This is a genomic window from Streptomyces africanus, assembly GCF_002150735.1.
GTDB classification, from domain to species: Bacteria; Actinomycetota; Actinomycetes; order Streptomycetales; family Streptomycetaceae; genus Streptomyces; species Streptomyces africanus.
Genome location: NZ_MUKA01000165.1, coordinates 12705 through 30877, shown reverse-complemented (window position 1 = coordinate 30877; position 18173 = coordinate 12705). Strand labels below are relative to the sequence as shown.

General features: G+C 71.2%; 18 protein-coding genes. 13 read left to right on the top strand and 5 right to left on the bottom strand.

Features of this window, described 5'->3' with window-relative positions; genetic code table 11:
• The first annotated feature begins 67 nt into the window (after nt 1-67).
• Nucleotides 68-3607 (top strand): DNA polymerase III subunit alpha, encoded by a 3540-nt coding sequence (dnaE, locus tag CCL05_RS20600; protein ID WP_086561961.1) that lies wholly within the window; start codon nt 68-70, stop codon nt 3605-3607.
• 94 nt (nt 3608-3701) lie between these two features.
• Here the strand turns inward: dnaE and CCL05_RS45260 are convergent, their stop codons facing one another.
• Entirely contained in the window at nt 3702-3866 is a 165-nt protein-coding gene (locus tag CCL05_RS45260; protein WP_020277572.1) for a hypothetical protein, read from the bottom strand.
• Between the two features lie 222 nt (nt 3867-4088).
• Here CCL05_RS45260 and CCL05_RS20595 point away from each other — a divergent pair, with 222 nt between their 5' ends.
• The 4 genes from CCL05_RS20595 to CCL05_RS20580 all read left to right on the top strand — a co-directional run bounded on the left by CCL05_RS20595 (nt 4089) and on the right by CCL05_RS20580 (nt 8126).
• On the top strand, nt 4089-5300 hold the full coding sequence (locus CCL05_RS20595) for an NYN domain-containing protein (protein ID WP_086561960.1): 1212 nt from the start codon (nt 4089-4091) through the stop codon (nt 5298-5300).
• Nucleotides 5301-5423: 123 nt separating this feature from the next.
• Complete coding sequence (locus CCL05_RS20590) at nt 5424-6398, top strand: ABC transporter ATP-binding protein (protein WP_086561959.1); 975 nt, start codon at nt 5424-5426, stop codon at nt 6396-6398.
• A 136-nt stretch (nt 6399-6534) separates the two neighbouring features.
• On the top strand, nt 6535-7356 hold the full coding sequence (locus CCL05_RS20585; protein WP_086561958.1) for an ABC transporter permease: 822 nt from the start codon (nt 6535-6537) through the stop codon (nt 7354-7356).
• A 56-nt stretch (nt 7357-7412) separates the two neighbouring features.
• The gene (locus CCL05_RS20580; protein WP_086561957.1) at nt 7413-8126 is read left to right on the top strand and encodes an AAA family ATPase; all 714 of its coding nucleotides are present in this window, start codon (nt 7413-7415) and stop codon (nt 8124-8126) included.
• Nucleotides 8127-8302: 176 nt separating this feature from the next.
• On the opposite strand, the gene ybaK is transcribed toward CCL05_RS20580, so the two are convergent.
• From ybaK to CCL05_RS20560, 4 genes are all read right to left on the bottom strand, one after another.
• The gene (gene ybaK, locus CCL05_RS20575) at nt 8303-8806 is read right to left on the bottom strand and encodes a Cys-tRNA(Pro) deacylase (RefSeq protein WP_086561956.1); all 504 of its coding nucleotides are present in this window, start codon (nt 8804-8806) and stop codon (nt 8303-8305) included.
• 11 nt (nt 8807-8817) lie between these two features.
• Nucleotides 8818-9558, bottom strand: coding sequence for an LON peptidase substrate-binding domain-containing protein (locus CCL05_RS20570; RefSeq protein WP_086561955.1), 741 nt, complete (start codon nt 9556-9558; stop codon nt 8818-8820).
• Between the two features lie 11 nt (nt 9559-9569).
• Nucleotides 9570-10601: a hypothetical protein gene (locus tag CCL05_RS20565; RefSeq protein ID WP_208641577.1), complete on the bottom strand. Its 1032-nt coding sequence runs from the start codon at nt 10599-10601 to the stop codon at nt 9570-9572.
• Between the two features lie 121 nt (nt 10602-10722).
• Nucleotides 10723-12300 carry an oxidoreductase gene (locus CCL05_RS20560; RefSeq protein ID WP_086561954.1) on the bottom strand — a complete coding sequence of 526 codons (1578 nt, stop codon included), beginning with the start codon at nt 12298-12300 and terminating at the stop codon, nt 10723-10725.
• A gap of 178 nt (nt 12301-12478) precedes the next feature.
• Between CCL05_RS20560 and hisD the strand changes: the two genes are divergently transcribed.
• The 8 genes from hisD to hisF are packed head-to-tail and all read left to right on the top strand — an operon-like array spanning nt 12479 to nt 18171.
• Entirely contained in the window at nt 12479-13804 is a 1326-nt protein-coding gene (hisD, locus tag CCL05_RS20555; protein WP_086561953.1) for a histidinol dehydrogenase, read from the top strand.
• Entirely contained in the window at nt 13801-14907 is a 1107-nt protein-coding gene (locus CCL05_RS20550; protein WP_086561952.1) for a histidinol-phosphate transaminase, read from the top strand. Before hisD ends, CCL05_RS20550 begins: the two co-directional genes overlap by 4 nt.
• Nucleotides 14904-15497: an imidazoleglycerol-phosphate dehydratase HisB gene (gene hisB / locus CCL05_RS20545; RefSeq protein ID WP_003989586.1), complete on the top strand. Its 594-nt coding sequence runs from the start codon at nt 14904-14906 to the stop codon at nt 15495-15497. The genes CCL05_RS20550 and hisB overlap by 4 nt, the downstream gene beginning before the upstream one ends.
• On the top strand, nt 15494-15658 hold the full coding sequence (locus CCL05_RS45255) for a hypothetical protein (RefSeq protein ID WP_010039417.1): 165 nt from the start codon (nt 15494-15496) through the stop codon (nt 15656-15658). Before hisB ends, CCL05_RS45255 begins: the two co-directional genes overlap by 4 nt.
• Nucleotides 15655-16299, top strand: a complete 645-nt coding sequence (hisH, locus tag CCL05_RS20540; RefSeq protein ID WP_425275931.1) for an imidazole glycerol phosphate synthase subunit HisH — start codon at nt 15655-15657, stop codon at nt 16297-16299. Before CCL05_RS45255 ends, hisH begins: the two co-directional genes overlap by 4 nt.
• Complete coding sequence (gene priA, locus CCL05_RS20535; protein ID WP_086561950.1) at nt 16296-17021, top strand: bifunctional 1-(5-phosphoribosyl)-5-((5-phosphoribosylamino)methylideneamino)imidazole-4-carboxamide isomerase/phosphoribosylanthranilate isomerase PriA; 726 nt, start codon at nt 16296-16298, stop codon at nt 17019-17021. The genes hisH and priA overlap by 4 nt, the downstream gene beginning before the upstream one ends.
• On the top strand, nt 17018-17419 hold the full coding sequence (locus CCL05_RS20530; RefSeq protein WP_086561949.1) for a RidA family protein: 402 nt from the start codon (nt 17018-17020) through the stop codon (nt 17417-17419). The genes priA and CCL05_RS20530 overlap by 4 nt, the downstream gene beginning before the upstream one ends.
• Entirely contained in the window at nt 17416-18171 is a 756-nt protein-coding gene (gene hisF, locus CCL05_RS20525) for an imidazole glycerol phosphate synthase subunit HisF (RefSeq protein ID WP_086561948.1), read from the top strand. The genes CCL05_RS20530 and hisF overlap by 4 nt, the downstream gene beginning before the upstream one ends.
• The last annotated feature ends 2 nt before the right edge of the window (nt 18172-18173 follow it).

The window sequence follows — 18173 nt, the reverse complement described above, 5'->3', positions numbered from 1 at the left end:
TGTCCCCCAGACTGTCCGCAGCCTGTCGGGCCCCATTCGACGTATGTTTTCTCTGGAGGCCGCAGCCGTGTCAAAGCCGCCGTTCACGCACCTGCACGTCCACACCCAGTACTCGCTGCTGGACGGTGCCGCGCGGCTGAAGGACATGTTCAACGCGTGCAACGAGATGGGCATGTCGCACATCGCCATGTCCGACCACGGCAACCTCCACGGGGCGTACGACTTCTTCCACTCCGCGCAGAAGGCCGGGGTCACCCCGATCATCGGCATCGAGGCGTACGTCGCGCCCGAGTCGCGCCGCAACAAGCGCAAGATCCAGTGGGGCCAGCCGCACCAGAAGCGGGACGACGTCTCCGGTTCCGGTGGTTACACCCACAAGACGATGTGGGCGGTGAACAGGACCGGCCTGCACAACCTCTTCCGGCTCTCCTCGGACGCGTACGCCGAGGGCTGGCTCCAGAAGTGGCCCCGGATGGACAAGGAGACCATCGCCCAGTGGTCCGAGGGGATCGTCGCCTCCACCGGCTGCCCCTCCGGCGAGGTCCAGACCCGGCTGCGCCTCGGCCACTTCGACGAGGCCCTCAAGGCCGCCGCCGACTACCAGGACATCTTCGGCAAGGACCGCTACTTCCTGGAGCTGATGGACCACGGCATCGAGATCGAGCACCGGGTCCGCGACGGCCTGCTGGAGATCGCCAAGAAGCTCGGCATCCCCCCGCTGGTCACGAACGACTCCCACTACACCTACTCGCACGAGGCGAGCGCCCACGACGCCCTGCTGTGCATCCAGACCGGCAAGAACCTCTCCGACCCCGACCGCTTCAGGTTCGACGGCACCGGCTACTACCTGAAGTCCACGGACGAGATGTACGCCATCGACTCCTCGGACGCCTGGCAGGAGGGCTGCGCCAACACCCGGCTGATCGCCGAGATGGTCGACACCACGGGCATGTTCGAAAAGCGTGACCTCATGCCCAAGTTCGACATCCCGGAGGGGTACACGGAGGTCAGCTGGTTCCGTGAGGAAGTCATCCGCGGCATGCACCGCCGCTTCCCGGACGGCATCCCGGACGACCGCATGAAGCAGGTCGAGTACGAGATGGACACCATCATCTCGATGGGCTTCCCGGGCTACTTCCTCGTGGTCGCCGACTTCATCATGTGGGCCAAGAAGCAGGGCATCGCGGTCGGCCCCGGCCGAGGCTCCGCGGCCGGCTCGATCGTCGCCTACGCCCTCGGCATCACCGACCTCGACCCCATCCCGCACGGCCTGATCTTCGAGCGGTTCCTCAACCCCGAGCGCATCTCCATGCCCGATGTCGACATCGACTTCGACGAGCGCCGGCGCGTCGAGGTGATCCGGTACGTGACGGAGAAGTACGGCGCCGACAAGGTCGCCATGATCGGCACGTACGGCACGATCAAGGCCAAGAACGCGATCAAGGACTCCGCGCGCGTGCTGGGCTACCCGTACGCGATGGGCGACCGCCTCACCAAGGCCATGCCCGCCGACGTCCTCGGCAAGGGCATCAACCTCGACGGCATCACCAACCCCGAGCACCCCCGCTACTCGGAGGCGGGCGAGATCCGGGCGATGTACGAGAACGAGCCGGACGTGAAGAAGGTCATCGACACCGCCAAGGGCGTCGAGGGCCTGGTCCGGCAGATGGGCGTGCACGCCGCCGGCGTGATCATGTCCAGCGAGACCATCACCGACCACGTCCCGGTCTGGGTCAGGCACACCGACGGCGTGACCATCACGCAGTGGGACTACCCGAGCTGTGAGTCGCTCGGCCTGCTGAAGATGGACTTCCTGGGCCTGCGCAACCTGACGATCATGGACGACGCCGTCAAGATGGTGAAGTCCAACAAGGGGATCGACATCGATCTCCTGAGCCTCCCGCTCGACGACCCCACGACCTTCGAACTGCTCCAGCGCGGCGACACCCTCGGCGTCTTCCAGTTCGACGGCGGCCCCATGCGCTCCCTGCTCCGGCTGATGAAGCCGGACAACTTCGAAGACATCTCCGCCGTGTCGGCCCTGTACCGCCCGGGCCCGATGGGCATGAACTCCCACACGAACTACGCGCTGCGCAAGAACGGCCAGCAGGAGATCACGCCGATCCACCCCGAGCTGGAGGAGCCGCTCAAGGAGGTCCTGGACGTCACCTACGGCCTGATCGTCTACCAGGAGCAGGTGCAGAAGGCCGCCCAGATCATCGCCGGCTACTCGCTCGGCGAGGCCGACATCCTCCGCCGCGTGATGGGCAAGAAGAAGCCCGAGGAACTGGCGAAGAACTTCGTGCTCTTCCAGGAGGGCGCCCGCAAGAAGGGCTACAGCGACGAGGCCATCCAGGCGCTGTGGGACGTGCTGGTCCCCTTCGCCGGCTACGCGTTCAACAAGGCGCACTCCGCCGCGTACGGACTCGTCTCGTACTGGACGGCGTACCTCAAGGCGAACCACCCCGCCGAGTACATGGCCGCGCTGCTCACGTCCGTGAAGGACGACAAGGACAAGTCGGCCGTCTACCTCAACGAGTGCCGCCGCATGGGCATCAAGGTGCTCCCGCCGGACGTCAACGAGTCGATGTCCAACTTCGCGGCCCAGGGCGACGACGTGATCCTCTTCGGCCTCTCCGCCGTCCGCAACGTCGGTACCAACGTCGTCGAGTCGATCATCAGGTGCCGCAAGGCCAAGGGGAAGTACACCTCGTTCCCGGACTACCTCGACAAGGTGGAGGCGGTGGTCTGCAACAAGCGCACCACCGAATCGCTGATCAAGGCCGGCGCCTTCGACGCCATGGGCCACACCCGCAAGGGCCTGACCGCGCAGTACGAGCCGATGATCGACAACGTGGTCGCGGTCAAGCGCAAGGAGGCCGAGGGACAGTTCGACCTCTTCGGCGGCATGGGCGAGGCCGAGAGCAGCGAGCCGGGCTTCGGGCTCGACGTGGAGTTCACCACCGAGGAGTGGGACAAGACCTATCTGCTCGCCCAGGAGCGGGAGATGCTCGGTCTGTACGTCTCCGACCACCCGCTGTTCGGCCTGGAGCACATCCTGTCCGACAAGGCCGACGCGGGCATCTCCCAGCTGACCGGCGGTGAGCACTCCGACGGCGCGGTCGTCACCATCGGCGGCATCATCTCCGGCCTCCAGCGCAAGATGACCAAGCAGGGCAACGCCTGGGCCATCGCCACCGTCGAGGACCTCGCGGGCTCGATCGAGTGCATGTTCTTCCCGGCGACGTACCAGCTCGTCTCGACCCAACTCGTCGAGGACGCCGTGGTGTTCGTCAAGGGCCGCCTCGACAAGCGCGAGGACGTGCCGCGGCTGGTCGCGATGGAGCTGCAGGTCCCCGACCTGTCGAACGCGGGCACCAACGCGCCCGTCGTGCTGACCATCCCGGCCACCCGGGTCACCCCGCCGCTGGTCAGCCGCCTCGGCGAGGTCCTCAGCCACCACAAGGGCGACAGCGAGGTCCGGATCAAGCTCCAGGGACCGACCAAGACGACCGTGCTGCGGCTGGACCGCCACCGGGTGAAGCCCGACCCGGCGCTCTTCGGCGACCTGAAGGTGCTGCTCGGGCCGTCCTGCCTGGCGGGATGACCTGGACGGCGCTTGACGCGCGTGAGGGGCGTACCCGGTACCTGGTACGCCCCTCGCGCATGTGCGCGGGTCTCAACAACCCGTTACACAGATGTCAGTTGTGGCCGAAGCTGCGCTTCCGCTTGCGGGACGCCACGTCACCGGGGGTCAGCTCGACCTCCGGCTGGGGCTCCGCCTCGGCCGCGGGGCTGCGGTCCGCGCGCTGCCCGCGCTCGGTCGGACGCTGCTGCTTACGGTCACGGTTCTTGTTCTTGGCCATGGTGATGCCTCCTGTGGGGGATCTAGGGGCCAGGGCCGGGACCAGATTCACACAGGCCGACAACGATCGCATGTCGGACAATTACCCTGCGTGACAGGGGCAGTCGGAGCGGGACCGCCCGAAACGCCACGCCGAAGATCGAGTTCCGGCCGTTAACCTCCGCGCCGTCGGGCAGACTCGAAGCAAGCCCGAAGCAAACCTCCCGGGAAGAGGGTGAGTCGTGTGGACCGCTGCATCGTCCTGGTGGACGCGGGGTATCTGCTGGGGGCGGCGGCGAGTCTCCTCGCCGGGGAGCCCTCACGATCCCGGATCACCGTCGACCACACCGCCCTCATCCAGGGGCTGCGCGAACGCGCCGAGTCGGACACGCAGCAGCCCCTGCTGCGGATCTACTGGTTCGACGGCGCCCCCGACCGCGTCCCGCAGCCCGAGCACCGCAGGCTGCGCGTGATGCCCCGGGTCACCGTCCGGCTGGGCGCGCTGACCCGCAGCGACGGCCGCTGGGCGCAGAAGGGCGTGGACGCCGCGATGCACGCCGAGCTCACCGAGCTGGCCCGCAACCGCGCCTGCTCCGACGTCGTCCTCGTCACCGGCGACGGCGATCTGCTGCCCGGCATGATGGCCGCCAAGGAGCACGGCGTCGCCGTCCACCTGTGGGCCGTGCAGGCCGCCGACGGCGACTACAACCAGTCCGAGGACCTGGTCGCCGAGGCCGACGAGCGGCGCGTCCTGGACCGGACCTGGATCACCAAGGCCGTCCGCGCCAAGGAGCACACCGGCGTGTGCGCCCCGCAGCCCGCGCCCCGGCCCGAGATCGCCGCGATCCTCTCCGCCCCGCTGCCCGAGTCCGCGCTCGCCGCCGCGGCCGAGCGCCCCGCACCGCAGCCGCAGCACCCCGCGGCCGGCGCCGGGCAGAACGGCACGGAGGAACGGGCGCCCGCCGCCAAAGGCGTCCCCACGCCCAAAGACCTGGCCGCCCTGCGCGCTCCCGGCCCCCAGTCCGCCCAGCAGCCCGCCTCCGCCACCCTCCGCTGGTCCTCAGACAAGGGCTGGGTCGACCGGCCCACGGCCGAGCCCCCCGAGGCCGCCTTGATGCCGACGCTCGCCCAGCTGACCACGGCCGAGCAGCGGTGGGCGGACCGCGAGGAGGACATCACCACCGTCGGCGGCGACCCCTACGAGGTCGGGCAGGTTTTCGCCCGGCGCTGGGTCGAGCGCCTCGGCGACCAGGGCCACCTGCAGAAACTGTCCGGGATGTACCCGCGCATCCCGCACCGCGTCGACGGGGAGCTGCTGCGCTACGCCGCCCGCTTCGGCCTGCTCGCCCACAAGGACGACCAGATCGACGAGCGGGACCGGTACGCCATCCGGGCCGGCTTCTGGAAGGAGATCGGCGTGCGCACGGGAGTCGAGCACGCGCCCGTGGGCGAATGAGAACTTTGCCGGCGGATTTCCCGTTGTGGACCGACCCGAGAGCGGACCGGGGCGGTCGACCCCGTAGTCTCGTTGCTTGTGAGTAAGCGCGCGGCACAGGCATTTCGGCACGAGGGTGACGTCGTGTGCGCGGTGCGCGGGCTGACCAAGACCTACCCGGCCGTACGCGGCCGGCGCGGCGCCCCCGGAACACCCGAGGTCCGCGCCACGGACGACGTGACGCTGGACATCCGGCGCGGCGAGATCTTCGGCCTGCTCGGGCCGAACGGCGCCGGCAAGTCCACCCTCGTACGGCAGCTCACCGGGCTGATGCGGCCCGACCGCGGCAGTGTGGAGATCCTCGGGCACGACATCGTGCGCCACCCGGAGCGGGCCGCGCGGATCCTCGCCTACCTCGGTCAGGAGTCGACCGCCCTCGACGAGCTGACCGTGTCGCTCGCCGCCGAGACCACCGGGCGGCTGCGCGGACTGGACATCCGGCGGGCGCGAACCGAGCGGGACGACGTCCTGGACGAGCTGGGGCTCGCGCCGCTCGCCGGGCGGCCGCTGAAGAAGCTCTCCGGGGGCCAGCGGCGCCTGGCGTGCTTCGCCGCGGCGCTGGTGGGGGAGCGGCCGCTGCTCGTGCTCGACGAGCCGACCACCGGCATGGACCCGGTGGCGCGGCGGGCCGTGTGGTCCGCCGTCGACCGGCGGCGGGCCGAGCGCGGGACGACCGTGCTGCTCGTCACCCACAACGTCATCGAGGCCGAGACCGTGCTGGACCGGGTGGCCGTGCTCGACCGGGGGCGGGTGATCGCCTGCGACACCCCGGCCGGGCTCAAGGAGCAGGTCGCCGGTGAGGTGCGGGTCGACCTGGTGTGGCGGGACGCGGCGCCGGTGCACGTCCCCGAGGTGGCCGCGCTGCGGGACCGGGCCGTGGAGTCGGGCCGTCTGTGGACGCTCCGGCTCGGGCCCGAGGAGGCCCGGGCGGTCGTCGCCACCGTCACCGGAGGTGCCGCCTTCGCCGCGCTGGACGACTTCACGCTGGCCACGCCGAGCCTGGAGGACGTGTACCTGGCCCTGGGCGGTGCCGCGCAGCAGGGGCTGGTGAAGGCGTGAGGAGTACGGAAGCCTGGAACATGACGGCCCGCAATACGGTGGCCTTGAGTACGCGGGCCGCCGCATACGTACCGAACACGTACGTACCGAACAGGGCGACTGCCGCAGTGGACCCGACGAAGGGGAGCAGCGCGACGTGAGTGTCGTACCCGCCGATGTCCTGCCGGGCAGCGCCCTGGCCGTGGACGAGCCCGCCGTGGGCGCGGCCGAGCTCGGGCCTCGGGCGCGGCTGTGGCCGTCGCTGGCGGCCGTGTACCGGGCGCAGCTGTCCCGGGCGCGGGTCGCGCGGATCCCGCTGCTGTTCGTGGCGACGTTCCAGTCGGTCGGGATCATGATCCTGATGCGCGGGGTCGTGGACGACGGGGCGGAGGCGCAGGCCGTCGTCGCCGGGTCGTCCGTCCTGGTGGTGGCCTTCGTCGCGCTGAACCTGCTCGCGCAGTACTTCGGGCAGCTGCGGGCCAGCGGCGGGCTCGACCACTACGCGACGCTGCCGGTACCGCCTGCGGCGGTGGTGCTGGGCGCGGCGGGCGCGTACGCGTCGTTCACCGTGCCGGGGACCGTCGTGACGGCGGTGTTCGGCTGTGTGCTGTTCGGGCTGCCACTGGCCCATCTGTGGGTCCTGGTGGCCGTGATCCCGCTGGCGGGCGCCGCGCTCGCCGGACTGGGGGCGGCGCTCGGACTGCTCGCGCCCCGGCCGGAGCTGGCCACGCTGCTCGGGCAGCTGGGCATGTCGGCGGCGCTGCTGCTGGGCGTGCTGCCGGCCGAGCGGATGCCGGAGGCGGTGCGTTTCACGCGGGACCTGCTGCCCTCGACGTACGGCGTGGAGGCCTTCGCGCGGACGTTCGGACCGCATCCCGACTGGGCCTTCGTGCTCGGTGACCTCGCCGTGTGCGGGTTCGTGGGCGTCGTCTCGCTGGCCGTGGCGACCTGGGCGTACCGCCGGGCGGCCGTCCGGTGAGCGGGGAGGGATCGTCCGGTGACGCGGGACACAGGCGGGCCTGGCACGATGGCAGGGTGACCGCACCACTGAATCCGCCACCGCCGCCGCATGAACGTTCCGCACAGGATGCGTGGCCGCCGCCGGGCGCCGGGTCCGGGGCGCACGGACCGCAGGCTCCCGGGTCTCAGCACGCCGAGTACGCCGCGTACTCCGGGCACGGCTGGTACGGGCAGGACGGGCCCGGCATGAAGACGGAAGTGCGGGAGGCCGGCGTGGCCGCCGTGGCGGTGGCGCTCGGCGGGGTGCTGCTGGGTGTGCTGTGGTGGTGGCTCGCGCCGCACGTGCCGCTGGTCGGTGACGTGGTCGAGGGCAAGTGGATCGTCTACCTGAAGGACACCGAGGGGGAGCAGGCCGTCGGGGTCGACGGCACGTTCGCCCTGCTCGGGCTGGCCTTCGGGGTCGTCAGCGCCCTGGTCGTGTTCCTGCTGCGGCGGCGCGGGGGTGTGCCGCTGGTGGTGGGGCTGGCCGTCGGGGGGCTGCTCGGGTCGTTGCTGGCCTGGCGGGTCGGGGTGTGGCTCGGGCCCGCGGAGGATGTCGTCGCGCGTGCGCGGGATGTGGGGCGGGGGGTGACGTTCTCCGCGCCGTTGAAGTTGGGGGCGAAGGGGGCGTTGCTGGCCTGGCCGCTTGCCGCGTTGCTGTTGCATCTCGGGCTCATGGCGTTGTTCGGGCCTCGGGATCCGGAGCCGGAGTTCGGGCATGGGCCTTATGAGGAACCGCCTGCTGCATAGGTGCCCGGCGTTTGGGCTGGAGCCGGGTGGGTGCGCAGCCCGGCGGAGCGGGGTGCCGCTGCGCCCACCCGTGCCGCCCCAGCGGCACGACTGCCCGCNNCCACCCGTGCCGCCCTGGGGGCACCTCCCAGGCCCTTTAGGCACTGGGGGAGGCACGACTGCCCGCAGCTAAGCGGCTAAGGGCGTCCGATCGGGGCCAGTACCGCCTCCGTCAGCTTCGCCAAGTCCTCCGGGGACAGTTCCACCTCCAGGCCCCTCCTGCCCGCCGAGACGCAGATGGTCGGGTGCGCGGATGCCGACGCGTCCAGCACCGTCGGGAGCTTCTTGCGCTGGCCCAGGGGTGAGATACCGCCTCTGACGTAGCCCGTCGTGCGTTCCGCCAGGGTCGGGTCGGCCATCGTCGCGCGTTTGCCGCCCACCGCCGCTGCCAGGGCCTTCAGGTCCAGTTGGCCCGCCACCGGGACCACCGCGACCGTCAGCGCGCCGTCGATGTCGGCCACCAGGGTCTTGAAGACGCGGTCCGGGGAGACGCCCATCGCCTCGGCCGCCTCCTCGCCGTACGAGGGGTGGGCGGGGTCGTGGTCGTAGGCGTGGACCGTGAACTCCACGCCCGCCGCCGTGAGGGCGACCGTCGCGGGGGTGCCGCCCGGCTGCTGCTGCTTCTTCGACTTCTTCGCCATTGGCGTCCGCTTCAGTTGAGACTCGTCGGGCCGCGCGTCAGGTCCGACGCCGGCAACGACGGCAGATTACGGATGATGGCCGTCTCGGAGCGAAGGAGTTTCAGCTCGTCACGCAGGCGGGAAGCCGTGTCGGGTGCCTGGAGCAGGCGCTGTTTGGTGGGGGTGTCCAGCATCATCGCCGCGGCCACCAGGTACGACACCACGCCCGGCTCGTCGGGCAGGTCGGCGCCGGTCGTCAGGGACCGTTCCCGTGCGCCCGCCAGCCGCTTCTGGTACTGGCGGAAGGACCGCAGCACCCCCTCGGCCAACGGCGCCGCCTCGTCACCGGGTTCCTCCGACAGCGTCTCCAACTCGGCCGTCAGGAACGGACCCGACGCCTCCACCGACAGCAGCCGCACCCGGGTCGTGCCGGTCGCCAGCACCTCGAAGGAGCCGTCGGTCCGCTCCCGGATCGTCGCCGCGTCCGCGATGCAGCCCACCTTGTGGAACGCCTTGGCCGGGTCCGTGCCGAAGCCGGCGGCGGGCCCCCGCTCGGGCAGGGACGTGGGATCGGGCATGCCGGGCGCGCTCGGGGCCACCTCGTGGCCGTCGCGGATCGCCACGACGGCGAACCGGCGCGGCTCGTCCTCCGGCGTCTTCAGCAGTTCGCGCATCATGGCGCGATACCGCTCCTCGAAGACGTTGAGCGGGAGCACGAGCCCCGGGAACAGCACCGAGTTCAGGGGGAAGAGGGGGAGCCGGACGGTGGTCACGACGCAAAAGCCTAATGGTCGCCGGAGCTGACTCGTCCGCCCCGTTCACTCCGTGGATGCCCGGCCGGCCGGCCGGCTGCTCCGGACAGCACGTCGTCGCGTATCCGCAGGAAGTGGCCGAGCGGGTCGTCCGACACCTGGTCCCAGGGGAACGAGGTGGCGTACGGGCCGTTCAGGCGCAGTTGTTCCCAGGCGTCCTGCCGGCGCTCCAGGTGCACCAGGACGAAGACGAGCAGGTTCCGCATCCGGGCCGGCCAGGGGTCGGCCGCCGGCAGTCGCGGGGACAGCGCGATCGCCCGGTCGGCGGCGGCGTCCAGCCGTTCGCGCGGCAGCTCGGGTCCGCAGCCGTCGGTGAGGTAGCCGAAGGCCGCCCGCAGCGGGAGCGCCTGGACGAGCGCGTCGGCGGGCGCGTCCTGTGCGGCCCGGTCGGCGAAGTCGAAGCACTCCTGGTGCGAACCGTGCCAGGACGCGGCCAGATAGCGCAGGGCCGACTCGTGGCAGCCGTAGTGGTGCGGGGCGCGGCGGACGGCAGCCGCCCACAGTTGCTCGAAGTAGCTGTGCCCGGCCCGGGCGCCCCGCGCGTGGTCCAGCGCGAGCCGCCAGGGCACCGGGTCGGCGTGGTCGGCCCGGGCGGCGGCCGTGATCAGCGGGCTGATCTCGCGCAGCGCCTCGGCCCGGGCCGGTGACTGCCAGGCGCGGTCCACCGCCAGCTGGGCCCCGAGCAGCAGCGCGTCCGGGTCGTGCGGGGCCGTGGCGAGCCAGGCGTCCAGCCAGTCGGGGCGCGAGCGGGCGAAGGCGGCCAGCCGGGTCACGTACCGGTCCCGGCGCTCCCACTCGGCCGCCGCCCGGGTGGCGCGGAGCAGACCGGAGGCCGGTCCGTGGTCGCCGCGGGCAGCCGCGACCAGCGCCGGACTGAGCCGGGCGTCGGGCGCGTCGAGCAGCACCTCGTCGTCGGCGCGCGGCCTGCTGACGGGGTGGGGTGCGGTCCTTGTCATCCGGCCCGGGCGGATGAACGGCAGCTGCATGGCCATGGTGCCGACCATTGAAAGTCCGCTGGTCATGACGGCGCCAGATCGTTCGGTGAACTCGCGGAAAGTTGTACGCCCCAGGGTCAAGAGAACGTAAAAGTGTGACACTTCAACAACACTGGTCACACCAGCATTATCAGTTGCGCCGCAGCAGCCGCGTCGCCCCCGCCGCCACCGTCGTCGCCAGGATCCAGCCCAGCAGGATCATCGCCGTCGCCAGCCACTGCCAGCCGCCGCGCAACTGCCAGAAGCCCACCTGGCCCAGGTCGATCACCGGCAGCAGCAGATCGAGCGTGAACAGCGTGGGGTTCCACTCCGGATGCTCGCCCTGCTTCAGCGGCGGATGCCCGGCCTGCGCGAAGGCGAGGGAGCCCGCCGCCCACAGCACCGCCATCCACACCGCGGCCCGGCCCGGCCGGTACCCGTAGGCGACCGTCCAGTCCTGCGCGTAGCCCCACAGCTTGGCGGCCGGCGGCAGGCTCTCCCGGTGCCGGCGCTGCTTGGCGAGCAGCACCTCGCGGGCGTCCTCGTCCTCCCCGCCGGCCCGCAGCACGGCCGCGAGCCGCTCGTACGGCTCCGGGTTGTACTCGGCGGTCGCCGCCGCCACCCAGTCCAGCCGCTCGGCCAGCGGGAACGGCCCGCGCGGCACGAGGTTCTCGTAGGCGAAGCCGCCCATGTGCAGCCGCCCCGGGCCGGGCCAGGCGTCCGCCCGGTCCATCAGGTTGACGATCTTCGCCCCCGACAGCACGACACGCCCGCGCGCGGGATGTTCGCCGAGGAACCGCAGCTCCGGCGTCTGCACCCGGCGCAGCGACAGCTCCTGGTCCTCGGTGAAGGTGAATCTGGCCTGCTCGAAGTCGACCGCGTCACCGAACCGCCCGTCGTCCAGCCGGATCCCGCCCTCGCACGAGAACCGCTGGATCCGCGTCCCGCGCGCCGGGGTCATGCCGCTCATCGCCTGGGCGCCGACACCCGCCGGGGTCAGATACAGGCTGCGCTCGACGGTCAGCTGCGGGGCGTTGAAGGCGAGCCGCTCGTACGGGTTGGCCAGGCGGGCGCCGCGCAGGCTCAGGGAGACGCCGATGGTGGCGGCGCGCAGGCTCAGCTCGCCGTGCGACTCCAGCAGCTCCGCCTGTAAGTCCTGGCCGACGGTCAGGCCGTCCGCGGCGATCGACCTGCCGCTGCGGTCCCGGTGCGCGATCGCCTGGTTGAGCATCAGGTCCGTGCCGATCTGCGCGTCCGTGAGCCGGATGCCGCGGTGGAACCGGCAGCGCGGCAGATGCAGATCGCCCTCCGTCTGCACCCGGGCCGCCTCCAGCCGGGGCACCGAGCAGTCCACCATCCGCACGGTCGTGAAGCGGGCCTCCGGCAGCAGCACGTCCTGCTCGAAGCGGCACTGGCGCATCTCGACGTACGGCACCACCGTGCCGCCCGCGAGGTCCAGCGAGCCGCTGATCCGCACGCCGGCCAGCTTCAGCGACGACACCCGGCCGGCCAGGGCGGGCGGGCCGTCCAGGAGCAGCCAGCAGACGATCCGGGCCCGCACGGTCCGCTCCTCGCCCCAGGGGTGGCCGCCGTGCGGATCGTCCACCACCGGGTCGCCGCTGCTCAGGTCGTACTCGCTGCCGTTGCGGAACGCCTGCCACATTCCGGCCTCGGCCGCCGTCAGGTCGTCGGGCACATCCCCGGCACGCACGCCGGCCCCCTCGGTCACGTCTCTTCCTTCCTCCCCGGATACTCGCGGGTCAGGTGCTTCGTACAGCTGTTCATGCCCGCTGAGTGACGCTCCGAACGCGAAACGTGAAGGGGATCTTCCGGCTTCCGGCGGTGGTCTGTATCAAGCATTGATACGAGCGGACGGCGCGTGATTCGGGTCTGAGAGAATTGAGCACGTGATCTCCCGAATCGATCTGCGCGGCGACGCCCTCCCCGAGGGCCCCGCCCTGCGTGACCTGCTGCCCCGAGCCGAGTTCGACGTTCAGGCCGCCCTGGAGAAGGTGCGTCCGATCTGCGAGGACGTGCATCATCGGGGCGACGCGGCGCTGATCGACGCAGCCGAGCGGTTCGACGGGGTCAGGCTCGACCAGGTACGGGTTCCGGCCGCAGCGCTCACCCGCGCGCTGGAGGAGCTCGACCCGGCCGTGCGCGCGGCCCTGGAGGAGTCCATCCGGCGCGCCCGGACCGTCCACCGCGCGCAGCGCCGCGAGACGCACACGACCCAGGTCGTGCCCGGCGGCTCCGTGACCGAGAAGTGGGTTCCGGTCGACCGGGTCGGGCTGTACGCGCCCGGCGGTCGGTCGGTGTATCCGTCCTCCGTGATCATGAACGTCGTGCCCGCGCAGGAGGCCGGCGTCGAGTCCATCGCGCTCGCCTCCCCGGCCCAGTCCGAGTTCAACGGGCTGCCGCACCCGACGATCCTCGCCGCCTGCGCGCTGCTCGGCGTCGACGAGGTCTACGCGGCCGGCGGTGCCACGGCCGTCGCGATGTTCGCCTACGGCACCGAGTCCTGCCCGCCCGCCACCATGGTCACCGGCCCCGGCAACATCTGGGTCGCCGCTGCCAAGCGCTACTTCACCGGCAAGATCGGCATCGACGCCGAGGCCGGCCCGACCGAGATCGCGGTCCTCGCCGACGACACGGCCGACCCGGTGCACGTCGCCTCCGACCTGATCAGCCAGGCCGAGCACGACCCGCTGGCCGCCGCCGTCCTGGTCACCGACTCCGCCGAGCTCGCGGACGCGGTGGAGAAGGAGCTGGAGCCGCAGGTCGCGGCCACCAAGCACGTCGACGACCGGATCGTCCCGGCGCTGTCCGGCAAGCAGTCCGCGATCGTCCTGGTCGACGGCATCGACGAGGGCCTGAGGGTGGTCGACGCGTACGGCGCCGAGCACCTCGAGATCCAGACGGCCGACGCCGCCGCCGTGGCCGACCGCGTCAGGAACGCCGGCGCGATCTTCATCGGCCCCTGGGCCCCGGTCTCCCTCGGCGACTACGCGGCCGGCTCCAACCACGTCCTGCCCACCGGCGGCTGCGCCTGCCACTCCTCGGGCCTGTCCGTCCAGTCCTTCCTGCGCGGCATCCACATCGTCGACTACACGCAGGACGCGCTGGCCGAGGTCGCGCACCACGTGGTCACGCTGGCGGAGGCGGAGGACCTGCCCGCGCACGGCGCGGCGGTCAAGGCGAGGTTCGACTGGAAGGTTCCACAGGGCAAGTGACAGGCATCGACGATCTCCCCGTACGGGACGAGCTGCGCGGCAAGTCCCCCTACGGCGCGCCCCAGCTGGACGTCCCCGTTCGGCTGAACACCAACGAGAACCCCTACCCGCTGCCCGAGCCGCTGGTCGAGCGCATCGCCGAGCGGGTCCGGGAGGCGGCCCGCAACCTCAACCGCTACCCCGACCGGGACGCGGTCGAGCTGCGCACCAAGCTCGCCGAGTACCTGACCGACACCTGCGGCCACGCGGTCGGCCTCGCCAACGTCTGGGCGGCCAACGGCTCCAACGAGGTCATCCAGCAGCTGCTGCAGACCTTCGGCGGGCCCGGCCGCACCGCGATCGGCTTCGAACCGTCGTACTCGATGCACGGGCTGATCGCGCGCGGCACCGGCACCGGATGGATCTCCGGTCCCCGCAACGACGACTTCACGATCGACCTCGCCGCCGCCGAGAAGGCGATCGCCGAGCACCGGCCCGACGTCGTCTTCATCACCACCCCCAACAACCCCACGGGCAACGCGGTCCCGCCCGAGACGGTCCTCGCGCTCTACCAGGCCGCGCAGGCGGCGAAGCCGTCGATGGTCGTGGTCGACGAGGCGTACATCGAGTTCAGCCACGGCGACTCGCTCCTGCCGCTGCTCGACGGACGCCCGAACCTCGTCGTCTCGCGCACGATGTCGAAGGCGTTCGGCGCCGCCGGCCTGCGCCTGGGCTACCTCGCCGCGCACCCGGCCGTCGTCGACGCCGTCCAGCTCGTCCGGCTGCCCTACCACCTGTCGGCCGTCACCCAGGCGACCGCCCTGGCCGCCCTGGAACACACCGGCACGCTGCTGGGCTACGTCGAGCAGCTCAAGGCCGAGCGGGACCGCCTGGTCACCGAACTGCGCGCCACCGGCTACGACGTCGTCGAGTCCGATGCCAACTTCGTGCAGTTCGGCCGGTTCGAGGACGCGCACACGGCCTGGCAGAAGATCCTCGACCGGGGCGTCCTGGTCCGGGACAACGGCATCCCCGGGTGGCTGCGGGTGTCGGCCGGCACCCCCGAAGAGAACGACGCGTTCCTCGACGCGGTACGTGCACTGAAGAAGGAGCAGAGTTCATGAGCCGCACAGGACGCGTGGAGCGGACGACCAAGGAAACCTCGGTCCTCGTCGAGATCGACCTCGACGGCACCGGCAAGACGGAGATCTCCACCGGCGTCGGCTTCTACGACCACATGCTCGACCAGCTCGGCCGGCACGGTCTGTTCGACCTGACCGTGAAGACCGAGGGCGATCTGCACATCGACTCGCACCACACCATCGAGGACACCGCCCTCGCCCTCGGCGCCGCCTTCAAGCAGGCCCTCGGCGACAAGGTCGGCATCTACCGCTTCGGCAACTGCACGGTCCCGCTGGACGAGTCCCTCGCCCAGGTCACCGTCGACCTGTCCGGCCGCCCCTACCTCGTGCACACCGAGCCCGAGAAGATGGCGCCGATGATCGGCGAGTACGACACCACGATGACCCGGCACATCCTGGAGTCCTTCGTCGCCCAGGCCCAGATCGCGCTGCACGTGCACGTGCCCTACGGGCGCAACGCCCACCACATCGTGGAGTGCCAGTTCAAGGCGCTGGCCCGGGCCCTGCGGTACGCCTCCGAGCGCGACCCGCGCGCGGCCGGCATCCTCCCCTCCACGAAGGGCGCCCTGTGAACGGCATCTCGACCCTGCTGATCGTCGTCGGCCTGTTCCTCGTCGGCGGCATCTACTCCTTCGTCAAGCAGAAGATGCCCAAGGGCCTGATCGTGCTGCTCTCCATCGGCGCCGCGATGTGCCTGGCGGCCGGTGTCGTGAGGCTGGAGGTGTGGAATTGAGCGCCCCTCAGAAAAAAGTGGTCGTCTTCGACTACGGCTTCGGCAACGTCCGCTCCGCCGAGCGGGCCCTCGCGCGCGCGGGAGCCGACGTCGAGATCACGCGTGACTACGACAAGGCCCTGAACGCCGACGGCCTGCTCGTGCCGGGCGTCGGCGCCTTCGCCTCCTGCATGAAGGGCCTGCGCGAGGCGCGAGGCGACTGGATCGTCGACCGCCGGCTGGCCGGAGGCCGGCCCGTCATGGGCATCTGCGTCGGCATGCAGATCCTCTTCGCGCGCGGCATCGAGCACGGCGTGGAGACCGAGGGCCTCGACGAATGGCCCGGCTCGGTCGAACCGCTCCAGGCCGAGATCGTGCCCCACATGGGCTGGAACACCGTCGAGGCGGCGCCCGGCTCGCACCTGTTCGCCGGCCTGGACGCGGACGCCCGCTTCTACTTCGTGCACTCCTACGCCGTCCACGACTGGTCGCTCCAGACCCACAACCCCGCGATGGAGGCCCCCAAGGTCACCTGGTCCACGCACGGCAAGCCGTTCGTCGCGGCCGTCGAGAACGGCGCCCTGTGGGCCACGCAGTTCCACCCCGAGAAGTCCGGCGACGCCGGAGCCCAGCTCCTCACCAACTGGATCGGAACACTGTGAGCAAGCTCGAACTCCTCCCCGCCGTCGACGTCCGCGACGGCCAGGCGGTCCGCCTGGTGCACGGCGAGTCCGGTACGGAGACCTCCTACGGCTCGCCCCTGGAGGCCGCCCTCGCCTGGCAGCGCTCCGGCGCCGAGTGGCTGCACCTGGTCGACCTGGACGCCGCTTTCGGCACCGGGAACAACCGCGCGCTGATCGCCGAGGTCGCCCGGGCGATGGACATCAAGGTGGAACTGTCCGGCGGCATCCGCGACGACGACACCCTCGCCGCCGCCCTGGCCACCGGCTGCACCCGCGTGAACCTCGGCACGGCCGCCCTGGAGGCCCCCGAGTGGGTCGCCAAGGTCATCGCCGAGCACGGCGACAAGATCGCGGTCGGTCTCGACGTCCGCGGCACCACCCTGCGCGGCCGCGGCTGGACCCGCGACGGCGGCGACCTCTACGAGACGCTGGAGCGCCTGAACAAGGAGGGCTGCGCGCGGTACGTCGTCACGGACATCGCGAAGGACGGCACGCTCCAGGGCCCGAACCTGGAGCTGCTGAAGAACGTCTGCGCCGCCACCGACCGCCCGGTCGTGGCCTCCGGCGGTGTCTCGTCGCTCGACGACCTCCGGGCCATCGCCGAGCTGGTCCCGCTCGGTGTCGAGGGGGCGATCGTAGGGAAGGCGCTGTACGCGAAGGCGTTCACCCTGGAAGAGGCATTGGAGACTGTGTCGTCATGAGCGATGCCGTACGGCGCGTGCAGAGCGGAAGTCCCTGGGAAGAGAATTTCGGTTTCGCGCGCGCCGTGGCGGCGGGCGATCGGGTGCTGGTGGCGGGCACGACACCCTTCAAGGGTGATGTGCTGTACGGGGAGGGCGACCCGTACGAGCAGGCCAAGGCGGCCTTCACCAGCGCCCTCGAAGCGATCGGCGAGTTCGGGCTCGGTATCGAGTCCGTGGTCCGGACGCGGATGTATCTGGCACACACGCGCGACCTCGACGAGGTGGGCCGGGCCCACAAGGAGCTGTTCGACTCCGTGCGCCCGGTCGCGTCCTTCCTCGTGGTGGACGGCTTCGTCGACCCGCGCGTCCTGGTGTCGGTGGAACTAGAGGCATTCAGAGGAACGGTGGATTCATGACCCTGGCGGTCCGAGTCATCCCCTGCCTGGACGTGGACAACGGCCGGGTCGTCAAGGGCGTCAACTTCCAGAACCTGCGCGACGCGGGCGACCCCGTCGAGATGGCCAAGGTGTACGACGCCGAGGGCGCCGACGAGCTGACGTTCCTGGACATCACCGCCTCGTCGGGCAACCGCGAGACGACGTACGACGTGGTGCGCCGCACGGCCGAGCAGGTGTTCATCCCGCTCACGGTCGGCGGCGGGGTGCGCACCGCAGAGGACGTGGACAAGCTGCTGCGGGCCGGCGCGGACAAGGTCGGCGTCAACACCGCCGCGATCGCCCGCCCGGAGCTGATCCGGGAGATCGCCGAACGCTTCGGCCGCCAGGTCCTGGTCCTGTCGGTGGACGCGCGCCGCACCGAGTCCGGCTCCTTCGAGGTGACCACCCACGGCGGCCGTCGCGGCACCGGCATCGACGCCGTCGAGTGGGCGCACCAGGCCGCGGAGCTGGGCGCCGGCGAGATCCTGCTCAACTCCATGGACGCGGACGGCACCAAGGACGGCTACGACCTGGAGATGATCGAGGCCGTCCGGGGACACGTGACCGTACCGGTCATCGCCTCGGGCGGCGCGGGCAAGCTGGCGGACTTCCCGCCGGCCATCGCGGCGGGCGCGGACGCGGTGCTGGCCGCGTCGGTGTTCCACTTCGGGGACCTGCGCATCGGCGAGGTCAAGCAGACGCTGCGGGAGGCGGGCCACCCGGTGCGGTGACC